The organism is Pseudomonas sp. GM50, from assembly GCF_000282375.1.
GTDB lineage: Bacteria > Pseudomonadota > Gammaproteobacteria > Pseudomonadales > Pseudomonadaceae > Aquipseudomonas.
Map to the genome: position 1 here is coordinate 1 of NZ_AKJK01000009.1, position 14,371 is coordinate 14,371.

Below are 14,371 nucleotides of genomic sequence, written 5' to 3' on the forward strand. Positions count from 1 at the left end.
CCCCCTGCCGTATCGGCTCGGTACGGGTGCCGGAGTTGTTCAGTCTGGAAAGCTACCCGAACGTGCATCACCTGGTGAGCAGCGTTACCGGCGAGCTGGCGGATGACAAGGATGCGCTGGATCTGATCGCCGGCAGCTTCCCTGGCGGCTCGATTACCGGCGCGCCAAAGATTAGGGCCATGCAGATCATCGATGAGCTGGAACCGACCCGTCGTGGGTTGTATTGCGGTTCATTGCTGTACCTGGACGTGCGCGGCGAGATGGACAGCTCCATCGCCATTCGCAGTTTGCTGGTCAAGGATGGGCAGGTGTGCTGCTGGGGTGGTGGTGGAATCGTCGCGGACTCGGACTGGCAGGCGGAATATCAGGAATCGATTACCAAGGTGAAGGTGTTGCTCGACACTTTGCGGGGCCTTTAAAAGCTTCGCGGGCAAGCCTCGCTCCTACAGGATTTGTGCCGTTCGCCGGAAATCCTGTAGGAGCGAGGCTTGCCCGCGAAGGCGTCCTCGAAAACGATTACAAACTCAACGCCCGATTCGAAGCCTTGATGAATTCCTGCTTCAACTGCGCAAAGCTGTGCACCGCCGGGAACTGTGGAAACTCGCGAATCACATTGTCCGGCGCATGGAACAGAATCCCGGCATCCGCCTCGCCCAGCATCGTCGTGTCGTTATAGGAATCGCCCGCCGCGATCACCCGGTAATAGAGGCTCTTGAACGCCAACACCGACTGCCGCTTGGGATCTTTCTGACGCAACTGATAGCCCGTGACCCGACCGGCATCGTCGGTAATCAGACGATGGCAAAGCAAGGTCGGGAAGCCCAGCTGACGCATCAGTGGCTGGGAGAATTCGTAAAAAGTGTCCGACAGAATCACCACCTGAAAGCGCTCACGCAGCCAGTCGACGAACTCACTGGCGCCGTCCAGAGGCTTGAGCGTGGCGATCACTTCCTGGATGTCGGAAAGCTTCAGGCCGTGCTCGTCGAGAATCCGCAGGCGCTGCTTCATCAACACGTCATAGTCGGGAATGTCCCGAGTGGTGGCCCTGAGGGAGTCGATCCCGGTTTTTTCGGCAAAGGCGATCCAGATTTCCGGGACCAGCACACCTTCAAGATCCAGACAGGCAATTTCCACAAGACACTCCCATTTTGTACTGTTTATTGAGTCGAGCGATCAAAAGGACTGCCGAACTCTAGCGACTCGCCCTCCTCTGTGCAACGCAGAGGGCGCACCAGCCGCCGCAGGATTTTGTTACCATCAGGCACATATAGAGCGCCCAGCGCCACCGACCTGTAGGAAGCCGCCCTGATGAGCCCATCGTTCGATGTCGTGGAACTCGCCACGACCTATGCCAACAAATCCGCCCAGGACATCCTGAAACTCGCGTTCGCCGAGTTCGGCGATGACCTGTGGATATCTTTCAGCGGCGCCGAGGATGTGGTGCTGGTGGACATGGCCTGGAAGCTGAACAAAAACGTCAAAGTGTTCAGTCTCGACACCGGCCGCTTGCACCCCGAGACCTACCGCTTTATCGAACAGGTGCGCGAGCACTACAAGATCGATATCGAAATCGTGTCGCCGGACTACACCAAGCTCGAACCTTTCGTGAAGGAAAAGGGCCTGTTCAGTTTCTACAAGGACGGTCATGGCGAATGCTGCGGCATCCGCAAGATCGAGCCGTTGCGTCGCAAGCTCTCGGGCGTGACCGCCTGGGCCACCGGCCAGCGTCGGGACCAGAGCCCGGGTACCCGTAGCGCGGTCGCGGTGCTGGAAATCGATACCGCGTTCTCCACCCCGGAACGCACCCTGTACAAATTCAATCCGCTGGCGCAAATGACCAGCGAAGAGATCTGGGGCTACATCCGCATGCTGGAGCTGCCGTACAACAGCCTGCATGAGCGCGGCTTCATCAGCATCGGCTGCGAGCCTTGCACCCGTCCGGTGTTGCCGAACCAGCATGAGCGCGAAGGTCGTTGGTGGTGGGAAGAAGCTACGCAGAAAGAATGCGGGCTGCATGCGGGCAATATCATCAGCAAATCCAAGGCGTAATCCCCGCCCTATGCAATCCTCCTTGTGGGAGCGAGCCTGCTCGCGATAGCGATGGACCCGATAATTCAATGTTGAATATCAGTCCGTCATCGCGAGCAGGCTCGCTCCCACAGGTCAGTGCTTCACCTCAAAACGTGTACACATAAATGTCACCATCGGTGCCATTTATGTGTGCACTTTTAGTTTCAGCGCCCCCAAAAGTTACATTCCCCTGTTCTGACGTTCTCAGTCGATCATTCCCACAAAACCCCGCCGAAAATAAATACCTGTTCAATCGGTCAATTTATAGTGCCAACTTTTCAACTACTTAGTTTCAATCAATAACAAAACGAAATTATCCAAGTAATTCATAGATCAATGACTGGCACAGATATGGCTTAAGTGAATACATGTTTTGTATACAATAAATACTAAAACATACACACACTTTAGATCCGCAAGCCTGAAGCGCCCTATCCCGTACAGGCTGCAGATGCCCCGTAACCAATGATGCTCTTCCGCCCGCGACGAAGATTTGTCGAGCCCACGCTCATGCACAGTCATCGCGGCCACGAGCTTCTGGAGCCTGCCGGAATGCGTACTAGCCTGCCCAATAACAACATCGCGCTGGATCTGCCCTCTTCACTTTCCACGTCCGTCATTCACGATCAAACACTTCAACCACCCGTGGTACTCAGCCCCCGTCTGCACAACAAGGACTTGGCGCCGACCAAGGCTGAAGGCCGGCGTTGGGGTCGTTACAGTATCTTTGCGTTGTGGACGAATGACGTGCACAACATTGCCAACTACTCCTTCGCCATTGGCCTGTATGCACTAGGCTTGGGCGGCTGGCAGATTCTGCTGTCCCTGGGAATCGGCGCGGCACTGGTGTATGGCTTCATGAACCTTTCCGGTTACATGGGCCAGAAAACCGGTGTGCCGTTTCCGGTGATCAGCCGGATCAGTTTCGGCATCCATGGGGCGCAAATTCCTGCATTGATTCGCGCCGTTATCGCCATTGCCTGGTTCGGGATTCAGACGTACCTGGCGTCAGTGGTCTTTCGTGTATTACTGACGGCGGTGCACCCCGGCTTCGCCGATTACGACCACGACTCGATCCTCGGGCTGTCAAGCCTGGGTTGGGTGTGTTTCGTGGCGATCTGGTTCGTGCAGTTGGCGATCCTGGCCTATGGCATGGAGATGGTGCGACGCTACGAGGCGTTTGCCGGCCCGGTGATTTTGCTGACCGTCGCCGCGCTTGCCGGGTGGATGTATTTCCAGGCCAACGCAACCATCGCCTGGTCGATTCGCGAGCCGCTTAGCGGTGGCGAGATGTGGCGCAATATCTTTGCCGGCGGCGCATTGTGGCTGTCGATCTACGGCACGCTGATCCTGAATTTCTGTGACTTCGCCCGCTCTTCGCCCTGCCGCAAGACCATCCGGGTCGGTAACTTCTGGGGCCTGCCCGTCAACATTCTGGTATTCGCCGGGATCACGGTCCTACTGTGCGGTGCGCAATTTCAGATCAATGGCCGGATCATCGAAAGCCCGACGGAGATCATCGCGTCGATTCCCAACACCTTCTTTCTGGTACTCGGTTGCCTGGCGTTCCTGATTGTCACCGTGGCGGTGAACATCATGGCCAACTTCGTGGCCCCGGCCTTCGTATTGAGTAATCTGGCGCCCAAGTACCTGACCTTCCGCCGCGCCGGGCTGATCAGTGCGACGATTGCGGTGCTGATCCTGCCGTGGAACCTCTACAACAGCCCGCTGGTGATCGTCTATTTCCTGTCCGGCCTCGGCGCCCTGCTCGGCCCGTTGTACGGGGTGATCATGGTCGACTACTGGCAGGTACGAAAAGGCCGGATCAACGTGCCACAGTTGTACAGCGAAGATCCCAATGGCGATTATTACTACAGCCATGGGGTCAATTTGCGGGCCGTGGCGGCGTTCATTCCGGCAGCCTTGATCGCCATTGTCCTGGCCCTGGTGCCAGGTTTCGACAGCATTTCACCGTTCTCCTGGCTGATTGGCGCTGCGATTGCAGGGATGCTCTACCTGATCATCGCCAAACGGCAGCCTTACTACGCAGATGTCAGCGGTGAAGCCATCGCGGTCGATAACGTCAGCCATTGATCCCCGGGCGGTCCGGCAACATCGGGCCGCAGAACCACCTCGCTATAAAAGGACCTCCCATGCGAATTCTCGTGGTCAACGTCAACACTACCGAATCCATTACCCAGGCCATTGCCCGCCAGGCCCAGTCCGTAGCCTCGCCCGGCACGGAAATCATTGGCCTGACCCCGCATTTTGGTGCCGACTCCATCGAAGGCAATTTCGAAAGTTATCTGGCTGCTATTGCGGTGATGGATCGGGTCATGTCCTACGATCAGCCCTTCGATGCGGTTATCCAGGCCGGTTATGGCGAGCACGGCCGCGAAGGTTTGCAGGAGTTGCTCAACGTGCCGGTAGTGGACATCACCGATGCTGGCGCCAGCACCGCGATGTTCCTCGGGCATGCCTACTCGGTGGTCACCACCCTGGACCGCACCGTGCCGCTGATCGAGGATCGCCTCAAACTGTCCGGCCTCTGGGACCGTTGTGCATCGGTGCGGGCCAGTGGTTTGGCGGTATTGGAACTGGAATCCGATCCAGAGCGTGCGCTGGAGGCAATTGTTCGGCAGGCGGAACTGGCGGTGAGTGAAGACAAGGCCGAGGTGATCTGCCTGGGATGCGGCGGCATGGCGGGGCTGGATGAGCAGATTCGTCGGCGCACCGGCGTGCCCGTGGTGGATGGCGTGACAGCGGCGGTGACCATTGCCGAATCGCTGGTGCGGTTGGGGTTGTCGACGTCGAAAGTGCGGACGTATGCGACGCCTCGGCCGAAGACCATTATTGGTTGGCCGGGGCGGTTTGGCAGGTAGACCGCGTTATCGTTCATCGCGAGCAGGCTCGCTCCCACATGGGGTCTGTGGTGTTCATAAATCCCCTGTGGGAGCGAGCCTGCTCGCGATGAACGATGACGCGGTCTTAAGCCTGGTTCAAAGAGCACTAAACCGTGTCCCCAACCCCTGCTCCGCAAACTGCTCAATGATGAAATCGACAAACGCCCGGGTCTTGCCCGGCAGCAGTTTGTGTTCGGCGTAATAGATGGAGATGTTGCCGTCGTCGACGTACCAGTCGGGCAACACTCGCTGCAACGTCCCCGCATCCAGATAGCCCACGGCAAACGGCATGCTCACCAACGCAATGCCCAACCCCTGAGCCGCCGTGGCGCAGGCGGCTTCCGAATCGCTCATGGTCATCCGCGCCTTGAGCGTTAGCGGGCTGTGTTGCCGAGTGCGACTGGTCAACTGCCAGGAACGCACGCGCCCCGTCTGCGGTGAGCGTATCAAGATGCCATCGTGGTTTTTGAGGTCGTCAGGCTCGACGATCGTCTCGTGCCCCGCGAGGTACTCGGCTGAAGCCACCAACACCCGATGGGCGGGCGTCAGCTTTCGCGCCACCACCCCTTGGGGCAGTTCGAATCCGCCACCAATCGCCGCATCGAAACCCTGGCCGATCAGGTCGACCTGGCGGTTATCGAAATGCCAGTCCGGGTTGATCGCTGGAAAGCGCTGCAGAAACTCGCCCAGCAACGGCACGATGTACAAACGTCCGAACACCGTCCCCATACTGACCTTGAGCGTGCCTGCCGGACGTCCTTCGGCGCTGGCCAGGTTGGCCACGGCATTCTGGATCGTGTGCAGGCTGGCACTGACTTCGCCGAGAAACAGCTGGCCGGCCTCAGTCAGTGTCAGGCTACGCGTGCTGCGCTGGAACAGCCGTACACCCAGTCGCGCCTCCAGTTTGGCAACGCTCTTACCCACCGCCGCCGGCGTCAGGCTCAAGCGCCGCGCAGCTTCGGCGAAGCTGCCAACCTCGGCGCTACGCACAAAGCATTCGATACTGCTGAAGGTTTCCATAAGCGCCACTATAAACTTTTGGTTTACACAGACTATAGCAATGACGGTCTACCCGGAGCGTATTGCGAGGCCGATACTCGACTCCAACAACAAGGCAGCCCGCCTTGAATTTCTGGAGATCGACATGACCACTCAACACCTCAGCGGTAAAGTAGCTCTGATTCAAGGCGGTTCACGCGGCATCGGTGCTGCCATCGTCAAACGCCTGGCCGCCGAAGGCGCTACCGTCGCCTTCACTTACGTCAGCTCCACCGCCAAAGCCGAAGAGCTGCAAAACAGCATCACCAGCGCCGGTGGCAAAGCCCTGGCCATCAAGGCCGACAGCGCCGATGCCGTCGCCATTCGTAATGCCGTTAATGCCACCGTCGAAGCCTTCGGTCGCCTGGACATCCTGGTCAACAACGCAGGCGTTCTGGCCGTCGCACCGCTGGAAGACTTCAAACTCGAAGACTTCGACCAGACCCTGGCCATCAACGTACGCAGCGTGTTTATCGCCACCCAGGAAGCGGCCAAACATATGACCGAAGGCGGCCGCATCATTAACATCGGCAGCACCAATGCCGAGCGCATGCCCTTCGCTGGTGGTGGCCCGTACGCCATGAGCAAATCGGCGCTGGTCGGCCTGACCAAAGGGTTGGCTCGCGACCTCGGCCCACGGGGTATCACCATCAACAACGTGCAACCAGGCCCGGTCGATACTGACATGAACCCCGCCAGTGGCGACTTTGCTGAAAGCCTGATCCCGCTGATGGCCGTGGGTCGTTACGGAAGAGTGGAAGAAATCGCCAGCTTCGTCGCTTATCTTGTTGGTCCCGAAGCCGGCTACATCACCGGTGCCAGCCTGACCATCGACGGTGGTTTCGGCGCCTGATGCAGGTCACTGTGGAAGTGGGTTTATGTGGCGAGGGGGCTTGCCCCCGTCCGACTGCGAAGCAGTCGTAAAACAGGTAACCGCGTTCTAATTCAAGACCGCTGTGACTGGTTTCAGGGGTGCTTCGCGCCCCAACGGGGGCAAGCCCCTCGCCACATTAGCCCGCGCCCACATTTACCGGTGTTAAGCCCACTCAAGTGCCGGCAGGCCACATGCGCTGGGCTTGAACGCCTTCAACGTACGAAGAATGCCATCGGCGTGTGCGTACTTTTCGTCGGCCATCGCCGCATCCGGGATCGCAATCGCCGTCATCCCCGCCGCTTTCGCTGCGGTGACGCCAAACGGTGAATCCTCGAACACCAGGCAATCCTCAGGCGCGACACCCAGGCGCCGCGCCGCCGTCAGGAAGATATCCGGCGCCGGTTTGGCCGCGCCCACTTCCGGGTCATCCGCGGTGACGATGAAGTCGAACAGCGCAAACCAGTCGCGGTGCAAGGTGGTTTTCTGGCCGAACGACTGACGTGAAGAACTGGTGCCCACCGCAATAGGAATGTTGTTGGCCTTCAAGTGCCGAACCAGCTCCTCTGCGCCAGGCATCGCCAGCGCCGTCGGAAAACGCTCGCGCATCAGCGGTTCGCGGATCACCAGAAACTCTTCGGCTGTAATTGGCAGGTCCAGCGCCTCGACCACATAGCGCGCCAGATCACCCGCGCCACGACCGATGATGTTCTGTTTGACGCTCCAGTCGAAGGTCCGGCCATAGCGCCCGGCAATGATGGACGTGACCTCGGTGTAAATGCCCTCGGTGTCCAGCAACAAGCCGTCCATATCGAAAATCACGGCCTTGATCGGGCCGAACTCATCCAAGGGTGCATTCATCGCATCTGATCCGTTTTCTCATGACATCCCAGGAGCGGCTCAGGCACGACCGGGTCCGTGATGGATTAAAGGGTTCAGCAGCATAGCGAGCGCGGTTGGCAGAGAGCAACGGGCAATGCCTGGCGGATACAAAAAACTGTGTCGGGACGCCCGCGATCATTTAGCGATTTCCCCTACACCAAACACCTCCTTTCCCGACTTCTTTCCTCGTTGATCCCCCGCAAAGTCTTGCGCTCCAGATTAATCAGCGCGAGGGACTGCGAATGTTCGAACCCGACAAGGTCCTGGCCTTGAACAATGCCATCGGCCTGCTGGTGGTCGCCGCCATGAACCCCGAGCAGCCGAACGTCGAAGCGTTGCTCGGTGATTTTCGACTCTGCCTCAACGACTACGAGGCCTGGGCGGAAAACTTCTGGAGCGGTGGGGCGCTGAGTGTCGAGCAGGTATTCAAGGTCGGCAACGAAGTCCGGCTCAGCGCACCGAAGGACTCCACCGCCCCTGTCAGTTCGACGCTCGCCATGTGCCCGGCCAGCGGTCCATTGACCCTGGTGCACCTGTTTGAGGCCGCGCGTTTCGTGCCGATCGGCAATACGCCGGTGATGCTCGAACCGGTTATCTCGCAGCGTAATGGTGAACTGACGTTCGGTGAGCCCGTCCACAAAACCATTGGTCCCAGCGGCATCCTTGAAATCCCCGAATGCTGGCGCGGCCAGCGTTATCGCATCACCTTTTTTCCCAATGTTTCAGCTGAGCATGTCAAAGCGCTCTACGCCTCCTATCAAGGCGTGATCGGCGAGTTGGAAGGCTGGTTGCGCAATGAATGGACGAGTGAATTCCAGCCGTTGTGGGCAGAGTTTTCCGAGGCAGGGTTCACCCAGCGCTACGGCCTGCTGCAACAGGCCGACTGGCGCGGCTTCGAGCGTTCGCTGCAGGGTTTGTGGGATGACGTGAAGCAGGTCTACGCCCTGCTGGCAGACCTGCAAACCAACAGCGAAAAACTCCTTGAGTACCTGACTCAAGGCGAGCTTGAGACGTTGCTGAACGCTTCGGCTGAAGCCATCGCCAATGTGTTGCTGATGTTGAGCGATGAACCGTTGATGTTCATCCATCTCGCGGCCTTTACCAGTTGGCTGAGGATGCTGCCGCCGCAGTACATCGCCGAAGTCGTGGCGCAAATTCGTACAGAACTGTTGATCAGTTTCCTGCTGGTGCGCCTCACCGGCCCTACAGGCCTGAAGCTCGGCATGAGCGCCAAAGTATTGGACAAAATCCAGTCCCGGCAGGCTCGGCAGTGGTTGGCGGGGGCCAGTTTGCGGCTGGCCGAACTGGCGGCCAAATCTGACCTGACAGCCCACGCTGGCGCGCTCAAGCCGCTGGTGGTCAGCGCGCGCAATGCACCACTGAAACCGGCACCGACGGTTCCGTTGCAGATCCGTGCCGGCGACTCTCCAGTTGTACAGGTGAACAATCCGGTTGCCATTGCTCGCGACAAGTCCGACGCCATGACCCGGCTGGGCCGTCACGAACCTCACGACGATGCATCGAATCAGGCGAAAAACCCCAACGGCGACAGTGCCGATTGCGCGGCACTGACCTGCACCAACAACTGCCCGGTGTCGATGGTCACCGGCGAAGAACTGCTGACCCTGACCGACGGCTCGCTGGATGGGCTACTGCCGTTTGCCTTTACCCGGTTGTACCGCACCAGCGCGGTGGAGATTGATTGCGGACTGGGCTGGGGTTGGAGCCATTCGTTGGCACAGCGGTTGGAGCTGGACGATAAACAGGTCGTCTGGGTCGACCATGAAAACCGTCGTACGGCGTTTCCGCTGCCGAGTGTCGAGCGCCCGGTGATCCACAACAGCCTCTCGCGGGCGGCGATTTACCTCGGAGGCGAACCGGAGGAGTTGATTCTCGCGCTGGCTGGCGAGACGAGCCGGTTCTACCACTTTCGAGAGGGGCGCTTAACGGCGATCAGCGACGCCTACAACAACCGCCTCCACATCACTCGTGACCGTCTGGATCGCATTCAACGCCTCGATAACGGCGCGGGCCGTTCGCTGCTGTTTTGCTATGAACGCAGGCACCTCGTCGCCATTGAATACCAGTCGTTTCATCCCACCGATGCCCCGGATGAAGCCTGGCGTACAGAACAGACGCTGGTTTTCTATCGCTACGACGCCCGCCAACGGTTGATTGAAGCGACCAACGCCGCCGGTGAAAGCGAACGTTACGACTACGACGACCGGCACGTGATCCTGCAGCGGCAACTGGCCGGGGGCGCGAGTTTCTTCTGGGAGTGGGAACGGTCAGGCAAAGCGGCGCGTTGCATCCGGCATTGGGCGTCGTTTTCCCAGATGGACACGCGTTATGCCTGGGACGACCAGGGCGGCGTGACCGTCCAGAACATCGATGGCAGCGAAGAGATTTATGTCCACGATGATCGGGCGCGGCTGGTGCGCAAGGTTGAGCTGGACGGTGGCGAACACCTCAAGGCCTATGACGAACAGGGCCGCTTGGTGGCCGAGCAGGATCCGCTCGGGGCCGTTACTGAATACCGTTATGACGAAGTCGGTCGGTTGGTGGCGCTGATTCCGCCAGAAGACGAGCCAACATCCTACGAATACCGCAACGGTTTCCTGCATGCGCGCTATCACGGCAAAGCGGTGTGGAAATATCAGCGCAATGTTCAGGGAGACGTCACCGAAGCCACCGATCCGGATGGCCAGGTCACTCACTATCACCACGACGCTCAGGGGCGTTTGCTGTCAATCCGCTACCCGGACACCAGTCGGCATGTGTTCGTCTGGAACGCCTTGGGGCAGTTGCTCGAAGAGACCTTGCCGGACGGTGGTCAGCGGCGCTTTTCCTACGATGCGCTAGGCCGGCAGACGACCCGTCAGGACGAACACGGTTCGCTCACCCAGTACCAATGGGATGCCGTCGGTCGACTGGTTCAGACGACGCTGCCGACCGGCGCCACTCGCTCCTTCAGTTACAACGCCTACGGCAAGATCACCGCTGAAAGCGATGAGCTGGGCCGCGTCACCCGCTACGAATACGCCGACGATTTGCACCTGGTCAGCCGCCGGATCAACCCCGATGGCACGCAACTGCGTTATCGCTACGACAGCGCGCAGCTGCTGCTGACAGAAATCGAAAATGAATCCGGTGAAAAATATCGCCTGGACTACACGCCCAACGGCCTGATCCGACAGGAAACCGGCTTCGACGGCCGCCGTACTGCTTATAGCTACGACCTCAACGGCCACCTGCAGGAGAAAACCGAGTTCGGTGATGACGGTTCGCAACTGGTTACCGGCTATCAACGGGATTCGGCTGGACGTCTGTTGGTCAAGACCCTGCCCGATGGCGTCAAGGTCAAGTACCGCTACGACCGCCTCGGCCGACTGATCAGTGTCGACGACGGCCAAGACCATCCGCTGGAGTTCGAATACGACGCCCAGGACCGGCTGATCACCGAGCACCAAAGTTGGGGCACCTTACGTTACCGCTACGACGCGTGCGGCCGACTCAATCACCTGCGCCTGCCAGACAACAGCAAACTCGATTACCACCACGCCAAGGGCGGCGCGCTGACGGCCATTGACCTCAATGGCACACGACTCACCAGCCACCAGTTTTCCTTCGGTCGCGAACAAAACCGCCAACAGGGTCTGTTGCTCAGCGAATACGCCTACGACGACCAGAGCCGGCTGAAGGCCCATGCCGTCAGCCAACATCAACATCCGCTGTACCGTCGCGACTATGCCTACAGCGCCAACGGCAATCTCGACCACATCGCCGACACCCGCCACGACCAGCGCAGCTACCAATACGACTCGCTCGACCGCCTGATCCGCGTCCGCCATTCCCGTGATCAATCGCCGGAAAGCTTCGCCCACGACCCTGCGGGCAACCTGTTGATGCAGGATCGTTCCGGCGTTGCAAAGGTGCTGGGTAATCGCCTGCTGATGCAAGGCGATCGACATTACGACTACGACGCCTTCGGCAACCTGATCCGCGAGCGTCGCGGCACCGCGCAAAAACTCGTCACCGAATACCACTACGACTGCCAGCACCGGTTGATCGGCGCCACCCTGCCCAATGGCAGCCAAGCCACTTACCGCTACGACGCCTTCGGCCGCCGTACCAGCAAATCCGTCGACGGCAAAACCACCGAGTTCTTCTGGCAAGGCGACCACCTCGTCGCCGAACACAGCCAGGATCACCATCGAAGCTACATCTACGAACCCGGCACATTCCGTCCACTGGCCATGCTCGACGGCAAAGGCCCACGTCAAGCCTGCCCGTTCTACTACCAACTCGACCACCTCGGCACACCGCAAGAACTCACCGACTACAGCGGCGACATCATCTGGGCCGCCCGATACACCGCCTACGGCCGACTCACCCGCCTGAACCGCGACACCCACCAGGTCCTCGATCAACCGCTGCGCTTTCAAGGACAGTATTTCGACGCGGAAACCGGCCTGCATTACAACCGGCACCGGTACTACAATCCGGATGTCGGCCGGTATCTGACACCGGACCCGAGCAAGCTGGCGGGCGGGTTAAACGGGTATCAGTACACGCGCAATCCGGCGGGTTGGATTGATCCGCTGGGGTTGAGTGAGTGTCCTGGAGGGGATGGGTGTAAGAAGCCGTCGTTTGGGGATGAGGATCCGGCGGGTAAGGTGGGGGTTGATGAGGGGGAGCCAACAACGCCTTCACCTAAAAAAGAAGAGGATTACTTATACCGCGGGGATGAACGAGAGCCCAATGATGTATTTCAAAACGGCTTTAAAAGCAAAGGGAAAAGTAATGATCTATTACTCCACTCTATAGATAGTGAAAACCCACCGAGTAATTTCATCAGCACGTCGCCGTCGCGAGATGTTGGCAAACTTTTCGCGACCGGTTATCACACAAAAGTAGGTTACCTCTATACTCTTAAAAAAATAGATGGATATGATTTGCAGAAAGAGCTTGGACAAGCTTATCTTTTCGGAGCAGAAAAAGAGATAGCGATCGCTAACCGTATAGAAAATGTCGACGTACTTGGCGCCACCCTAATCATTGATGATGGCAGAGAGCTCGGCTACTCCATACCTAATCCGTACAGGATAATAAAAAAATGATATTTAAGGTTGAAATAACCATAAGCATCGACGGCACAAAGGAAATCGCCAATCTCACATGCGACAACAAAAGCGTAACTATAATTTTTACAATGAAAAGCGGATTTAATAAAATATATTCAGACAGTAATTTTTATAAATGCTTCGCTCACCTTCGAGAAGACAACCCCAACATACAATTTCTCTGCAAGGGGTCAAAAATCAACGTACATCCCTCAAGCATGTCATCACAGATGTCACTTGGCTTGAAAGCATATGAATTGACATTGGGTAAAACGTCATCACTCAACGATGTAGTTAATATCTTTGATTATGAGGATAACAATCTAACAAACGACCCGCATGAACAATTATCTTTCTATAGACACTGGATTGAATCAGAAAAATCTGATTAGTTATATGATCAAAAGCCCGGCTCATGTCCGGGCTAGATTAGCATCAAAAAAACTCTAACCGCCGGTTTTGCCTCCACTTTCTGCTCCACCAGCGGTCTCATTTATCTCAAAATCACCTGACTCTCCAGACCCACTTCCAGAACCACTCCCCATCGAACTGCCATCGCTCATCGACCCACTTCCCTCCCCCGGGCTGGTGCTACTCCCGCTGGCATCACCACCATTCCCACCACCAATGGTGTCCGGTGGCGGTACCTTCCCATCCGAGGCGCCCGCATTCATTTCCGAGTATGGCGGCATCCCGCCCTTGTCGACCGGCGCATCGCGGCCAGAAGATTGAGCAAACGCCGCCAATGAACTGATCGACAATAAGCCGACCACTGTCAGGGTCGTCAGTTTTGACCTGATCATGGCGCACCTCCTTTAAAGAGTGCTTTACCTGATGTCTGGCAGCGGTCGCTTTTTAAAGATGCCGCACAAACGACGAGCGGCGATGGATCGCTGCGCAGGTTTCAGCTCGGTTCTCCCGATAGATCGTCACCGGCAATGTCCGGGTCATCGGGATGGGCTTCCACGTCACCGCGCTTCACATCATCGCTGGGTACTTGCTCCACAGCGGTGTCGTCATCGTCGGGCGGGCGCTGGTCGCGACTCAGGGGATTGGTGGGGGAAGGCAGCGGATATTCGGGGGTATCGTCGATATCGGAGTCTTTTGGATCAGCGTTCATAACGCACCTCTCAATGGACCTGAAAAGCAGATCCTGACATTTCGAGGACAACACCCTAGACGCGGTTCGATCAGAGAGATGATCGGTCGGTCCGACCGCAAAGCACGATCACTCGTCGTCTTCCTCGTCGTATTCGTCGTACTCGCAATTGCCCACATCGCCTGCGTCATCGGCATCGTTGAGCGGCACCGTGGCGTCGTCCATCAGAGACCCCGGATCTTCGTTGCCAGGATCGTTGATCGGACCTTCATCTTCCATGCCTTCGGTTTCCGGAGTCATGACATGCCTCAAAACGTTCAGGGGTGTATGAAGTTCGAGGCGTCCTACAGGCAAACGTTCCAGAGTCCTGGTGACAGATACGAAA

The 14,371-nt window shown here is 58.0% G+C and carries 13 protein-coding genes; 7 read left to right on the forward strand and 6 right to left on the reverse strand.

Features of this window, described 5'->3' with window-relative positions; all coding sequences use genetic code 11:
- Nucleotides 1–419 (forward strand): chorismate-binding protein (locus PMI30_RS27315; RefSeq protein WP_008005567.1); only part of this gene is annotated, 419 nt, incomplete at its 5' end.
- Between the two features lie 97 nt (nucleotides 420–516).
- On the opposite strand, the gene thrH is transcribed toward PMI30_RS27315, so the two are convergent.
- Nucleotides 517–1,134, reverse strand: coding sequence for a bifunctional phosphoserine phosphatase/homoserine phosphotransferase ThrH (gene thrH, locus PMI30_RS27310; RefSeq protein WP_008005569.1), 618 nt, complete (start codon nucleotides 1,132–1,134; stop codon nucleotides 517–519).
- 174 nt (nucleotides 1,135–1,308) lie between these two features.
- Between thrH and PMI30_RS27305 the strand changes: the two genes are divergently transcribed.
- The 3 genes from PMI30_RS27305 to PMI30_RS27295 all read left to right on the forward strand — a co-directional run bounded on the left by PMI30_RS27305 (nucleotide 1,309) and on the right by PMI30_RS27295 (nucleotide 4,952).
- On the forward strand, nucleotides 1,309–2,049 hold the full coding sequence (locus tag PMI30_RS27305; protein WP_008005572.1) for a phosphoadenylyl-sulfate reductase: 741 nt from the start codon (nucleotides 1,309–1,311) through the stop codon (nucleotides 2,047–2,049).
- Between the two features lie 573 nt (nucleotides 2,050–2,622).
- On the forward strand, nucleotides 2,623–4,164 hold the full coding sequence (locus tag PMI30_RS27300; protein ID WP_008005574.1) for an NCS1 family nucleobase:cation symporter-1: 1,542 nt from the start codon (nucleotides 2,623–2,625) through the stop codon (nucleotides 4,162–4,164).
- Between the two features lie 59 nt (nucleotides 4,165–4,223).
- Nucleotides 4,224–4,952 carry an aspartate/glutamate racemase family protein gene (locus tag PMI30_RS27295; RefSeq protein WP_008005576.1) on the forward strand — a complete coding sequence of 243 codons (729 nt, stop codon included), beginning with the start codon at nucleotides 4,224–4,226 and terminating at the stop codon, nucleotides 4,950–4,952.
- A 117-nt stretch (nucleotides 4,953–5,069) separates the two neighbouring features.
- Here PMI30_RS27295 and PMI30_RS27290 read toward each other — a convergent pair whose 3' ends face one another.
- Nucleotides 5,070–5,993, reverse strand: a complete 924-nt coding sequence (locus PMI30_RS27290; RefSeq protein ID WP_008005578.1) for a LysR family transcriptional regulator — start codon at nucleotides 5,991–5,993, stop codon at nucleotides 5,070–5,072.
- Between the two features lie 124 nt (nucleotides 5,994–6,117).
- On the opposite strand from PMI30_RS27290, the gene PMI30_RS27285 reads away from it, so the two are divergent.
- Entirely contained in the window at nucleotides 6,118–6,864 is a 747-nt protein-coding gene (locus tag PMI30_RS27285; protein WP_032834748.1) for a 3-oxoacyl-ACP reductase family protein, read from the forward strand.
- Between the two features lie 183 nt (nucleotides 6,865–7,047).
- On the opposite strand, the gene PMI30_RS27280 is transcribed toward PMI30_RS27285, so the two are convergent.
- Nucleotides 7,048–7,743 carry an HAD-IA family hydrolase gene (locus tag PMI30_RS27280; protein ID WP_007902125.1) on the reverse strand — a complete coding sequence of 232 codons (696 nt, stop codon included), beginning with the start codon at nucleotides 7,741–7,743 and terminating at the stop codon, nucleotides 7,048–7,050.
- Nucleotides 7,744–8,006: 263 nt separating this feature from the next.
- Between PMI30_RS27280 and PMI30_RS27275 the strand changes: the two genes are divergently transcribed.
- Nucleotides 8,007–12,884, forward strand: a complete 4,878-nt coding sequence (locus tag PMI30_RS27275) for an RHS repeat-associated core domain-containing protein (protein WP_008005582.1) — start codon at nucleotides 8,007–8,009, stop codon at nucleotides 12,882–12,884.
- A complete protein-coding gene (locus PMI30_RS31640) occupies nucleotides 12,881–13,279 on the forward strand; it encodes a hypothetical protein (protein ID WP_008005584.1) in 399 nt (132 codons plus the stop codon). Before PMI30_RS27275 ends, PMI30_RS31640 begins: the two co-directional genes overlap by 4 nt.
- 54 nt (nucleotides 13,280–13,333) lie before the next feature.
- Here the strand turns inward: PMI30_RS31640 and PMI30_RS27265 are convergent, their stop codons facing one another.
- The 3 genes from PMI30_RS27265 to PMI30_RS31455 all read right to left on the reverse strand — a co-directional run bounded on the left by PMI30_RS27265 (nucleotide 13,334) and on the right by PMI30_RS31455 (nucleotide 14,286).
- Complete coding sequence (locus PMI30_RS27265) at nucleotides 13,334–13,690, reverse strand: hypothetical protein (protein ID WP_008005586.1); 357 nt, start codon at nucleotides 13,688–13,690, stop codon at nucleotides 13,334–13,336.
- Between the two features lie 101 nt (nucleotides 13,691–13,791).
- A complete protein-coding gene (locus PMI30_RS27260; RefSeq protein WP_008005588.1) occupies nucleotides 13,792–14,007 on the reverse strand; it encodes a hypothetical protein in 216 nt (71 codons plus the stop codon).
- Between the two features lie 108 nt (nucleotides 14,008–14,115).
- Nucleotides 14,116–14,286, reverse strand: a complete 171-nt coding sequence (locus tag PMI30_RS31455) for a hypothetical protein (protein WP_007902135.1) — start codon at nucleotides 14,284–14,286, stop codon at nucleotides 14,116–14,118.
- Nucleotides 14,287–14,371: the final 85 nt, after the last annotated feature.

Excerpts from the sequence above, each read along its gene's own strand:
- PMI30_RS27305 (WP_008005572.1), top strand. The coding sequence starts at position 1,309 with ATGAGCCCATCGTTCGATGTCGTGGAACTCGCCACGACCTATGCCAAC.
- PMI30_RS27300 (WP_008005574.1), top strand. The coding sequence starts at position 2,623 with ATGCGTACTAGCCTGCCCAATAACAACATCGCGCTGGATCTGCCCTCT.
- PMI30_RS27295 (WP_008005576.1), top strand. The coding sequence starts at position 4,224 with ATGCGAATTCTCGTGGTCAACGTCAACACTACCGAATCCATTACCCAG.
- PMI30_RS27290 (WP_008005578.1), bottom strand. The coding sequence starts at position 5,993 with ATGGAAACCTTCAGCAGTATCGAATGCTTTGTGCGTAGCGCCGAGGTT.
- PMI30_RS27285 (WP_032834748.1), top strand. The coding sequence starts at position 6,118 with ATGACCACTCAACACCTCAGCGGTAAAGTAGCTCTGATTCAAGGCGGT.
- PMI30_RS27280 (WP_007902125.1), bottom strand. The coding sequence starts at position 7,743 with ATGAATGCACCCTTGGATGAGTTCGGCCCGATCAAGGCCGTGATTTTC.
- PMI30_RS27275 (WP_008005582.1), top strand. The coding sequence starts at position 8,007 with ATGTTCGAACCCGACAAGGTCCTGGCCTTGAACAATGCCATCGGCCTG.
- PMI30_RS31640 (WP_008005584.1), top strand. The coding sequence starts at position 12,881 with ATGATATTTAAGGTTGAAATAACCATAAGCATCGACGGCACAAAGGAA.
- PMI30_RS27265 (WP_008005586.1), bottom strand. The coding sequence starts at position 13,690 with ATGATCAGGTCAAAACTGACGACCCTGACAGTGGTCGGCTTATTGTCG.
- PMI30_RS27260 (WP_008005588.1), bottom strand. The coding sequence starts at position 14,007 with ATGAACGCTGATCCAAAAGACTCCGATATCGACGATACCCCCGAATAT.
- PMI30_RS31455 (WP_007902135.1), bottom strand. The coding sequence starts at position 14,286 with ATGACTCCGGAAACCGAAGGCATGGAAGATGAAGGTCCGATCAACGAT.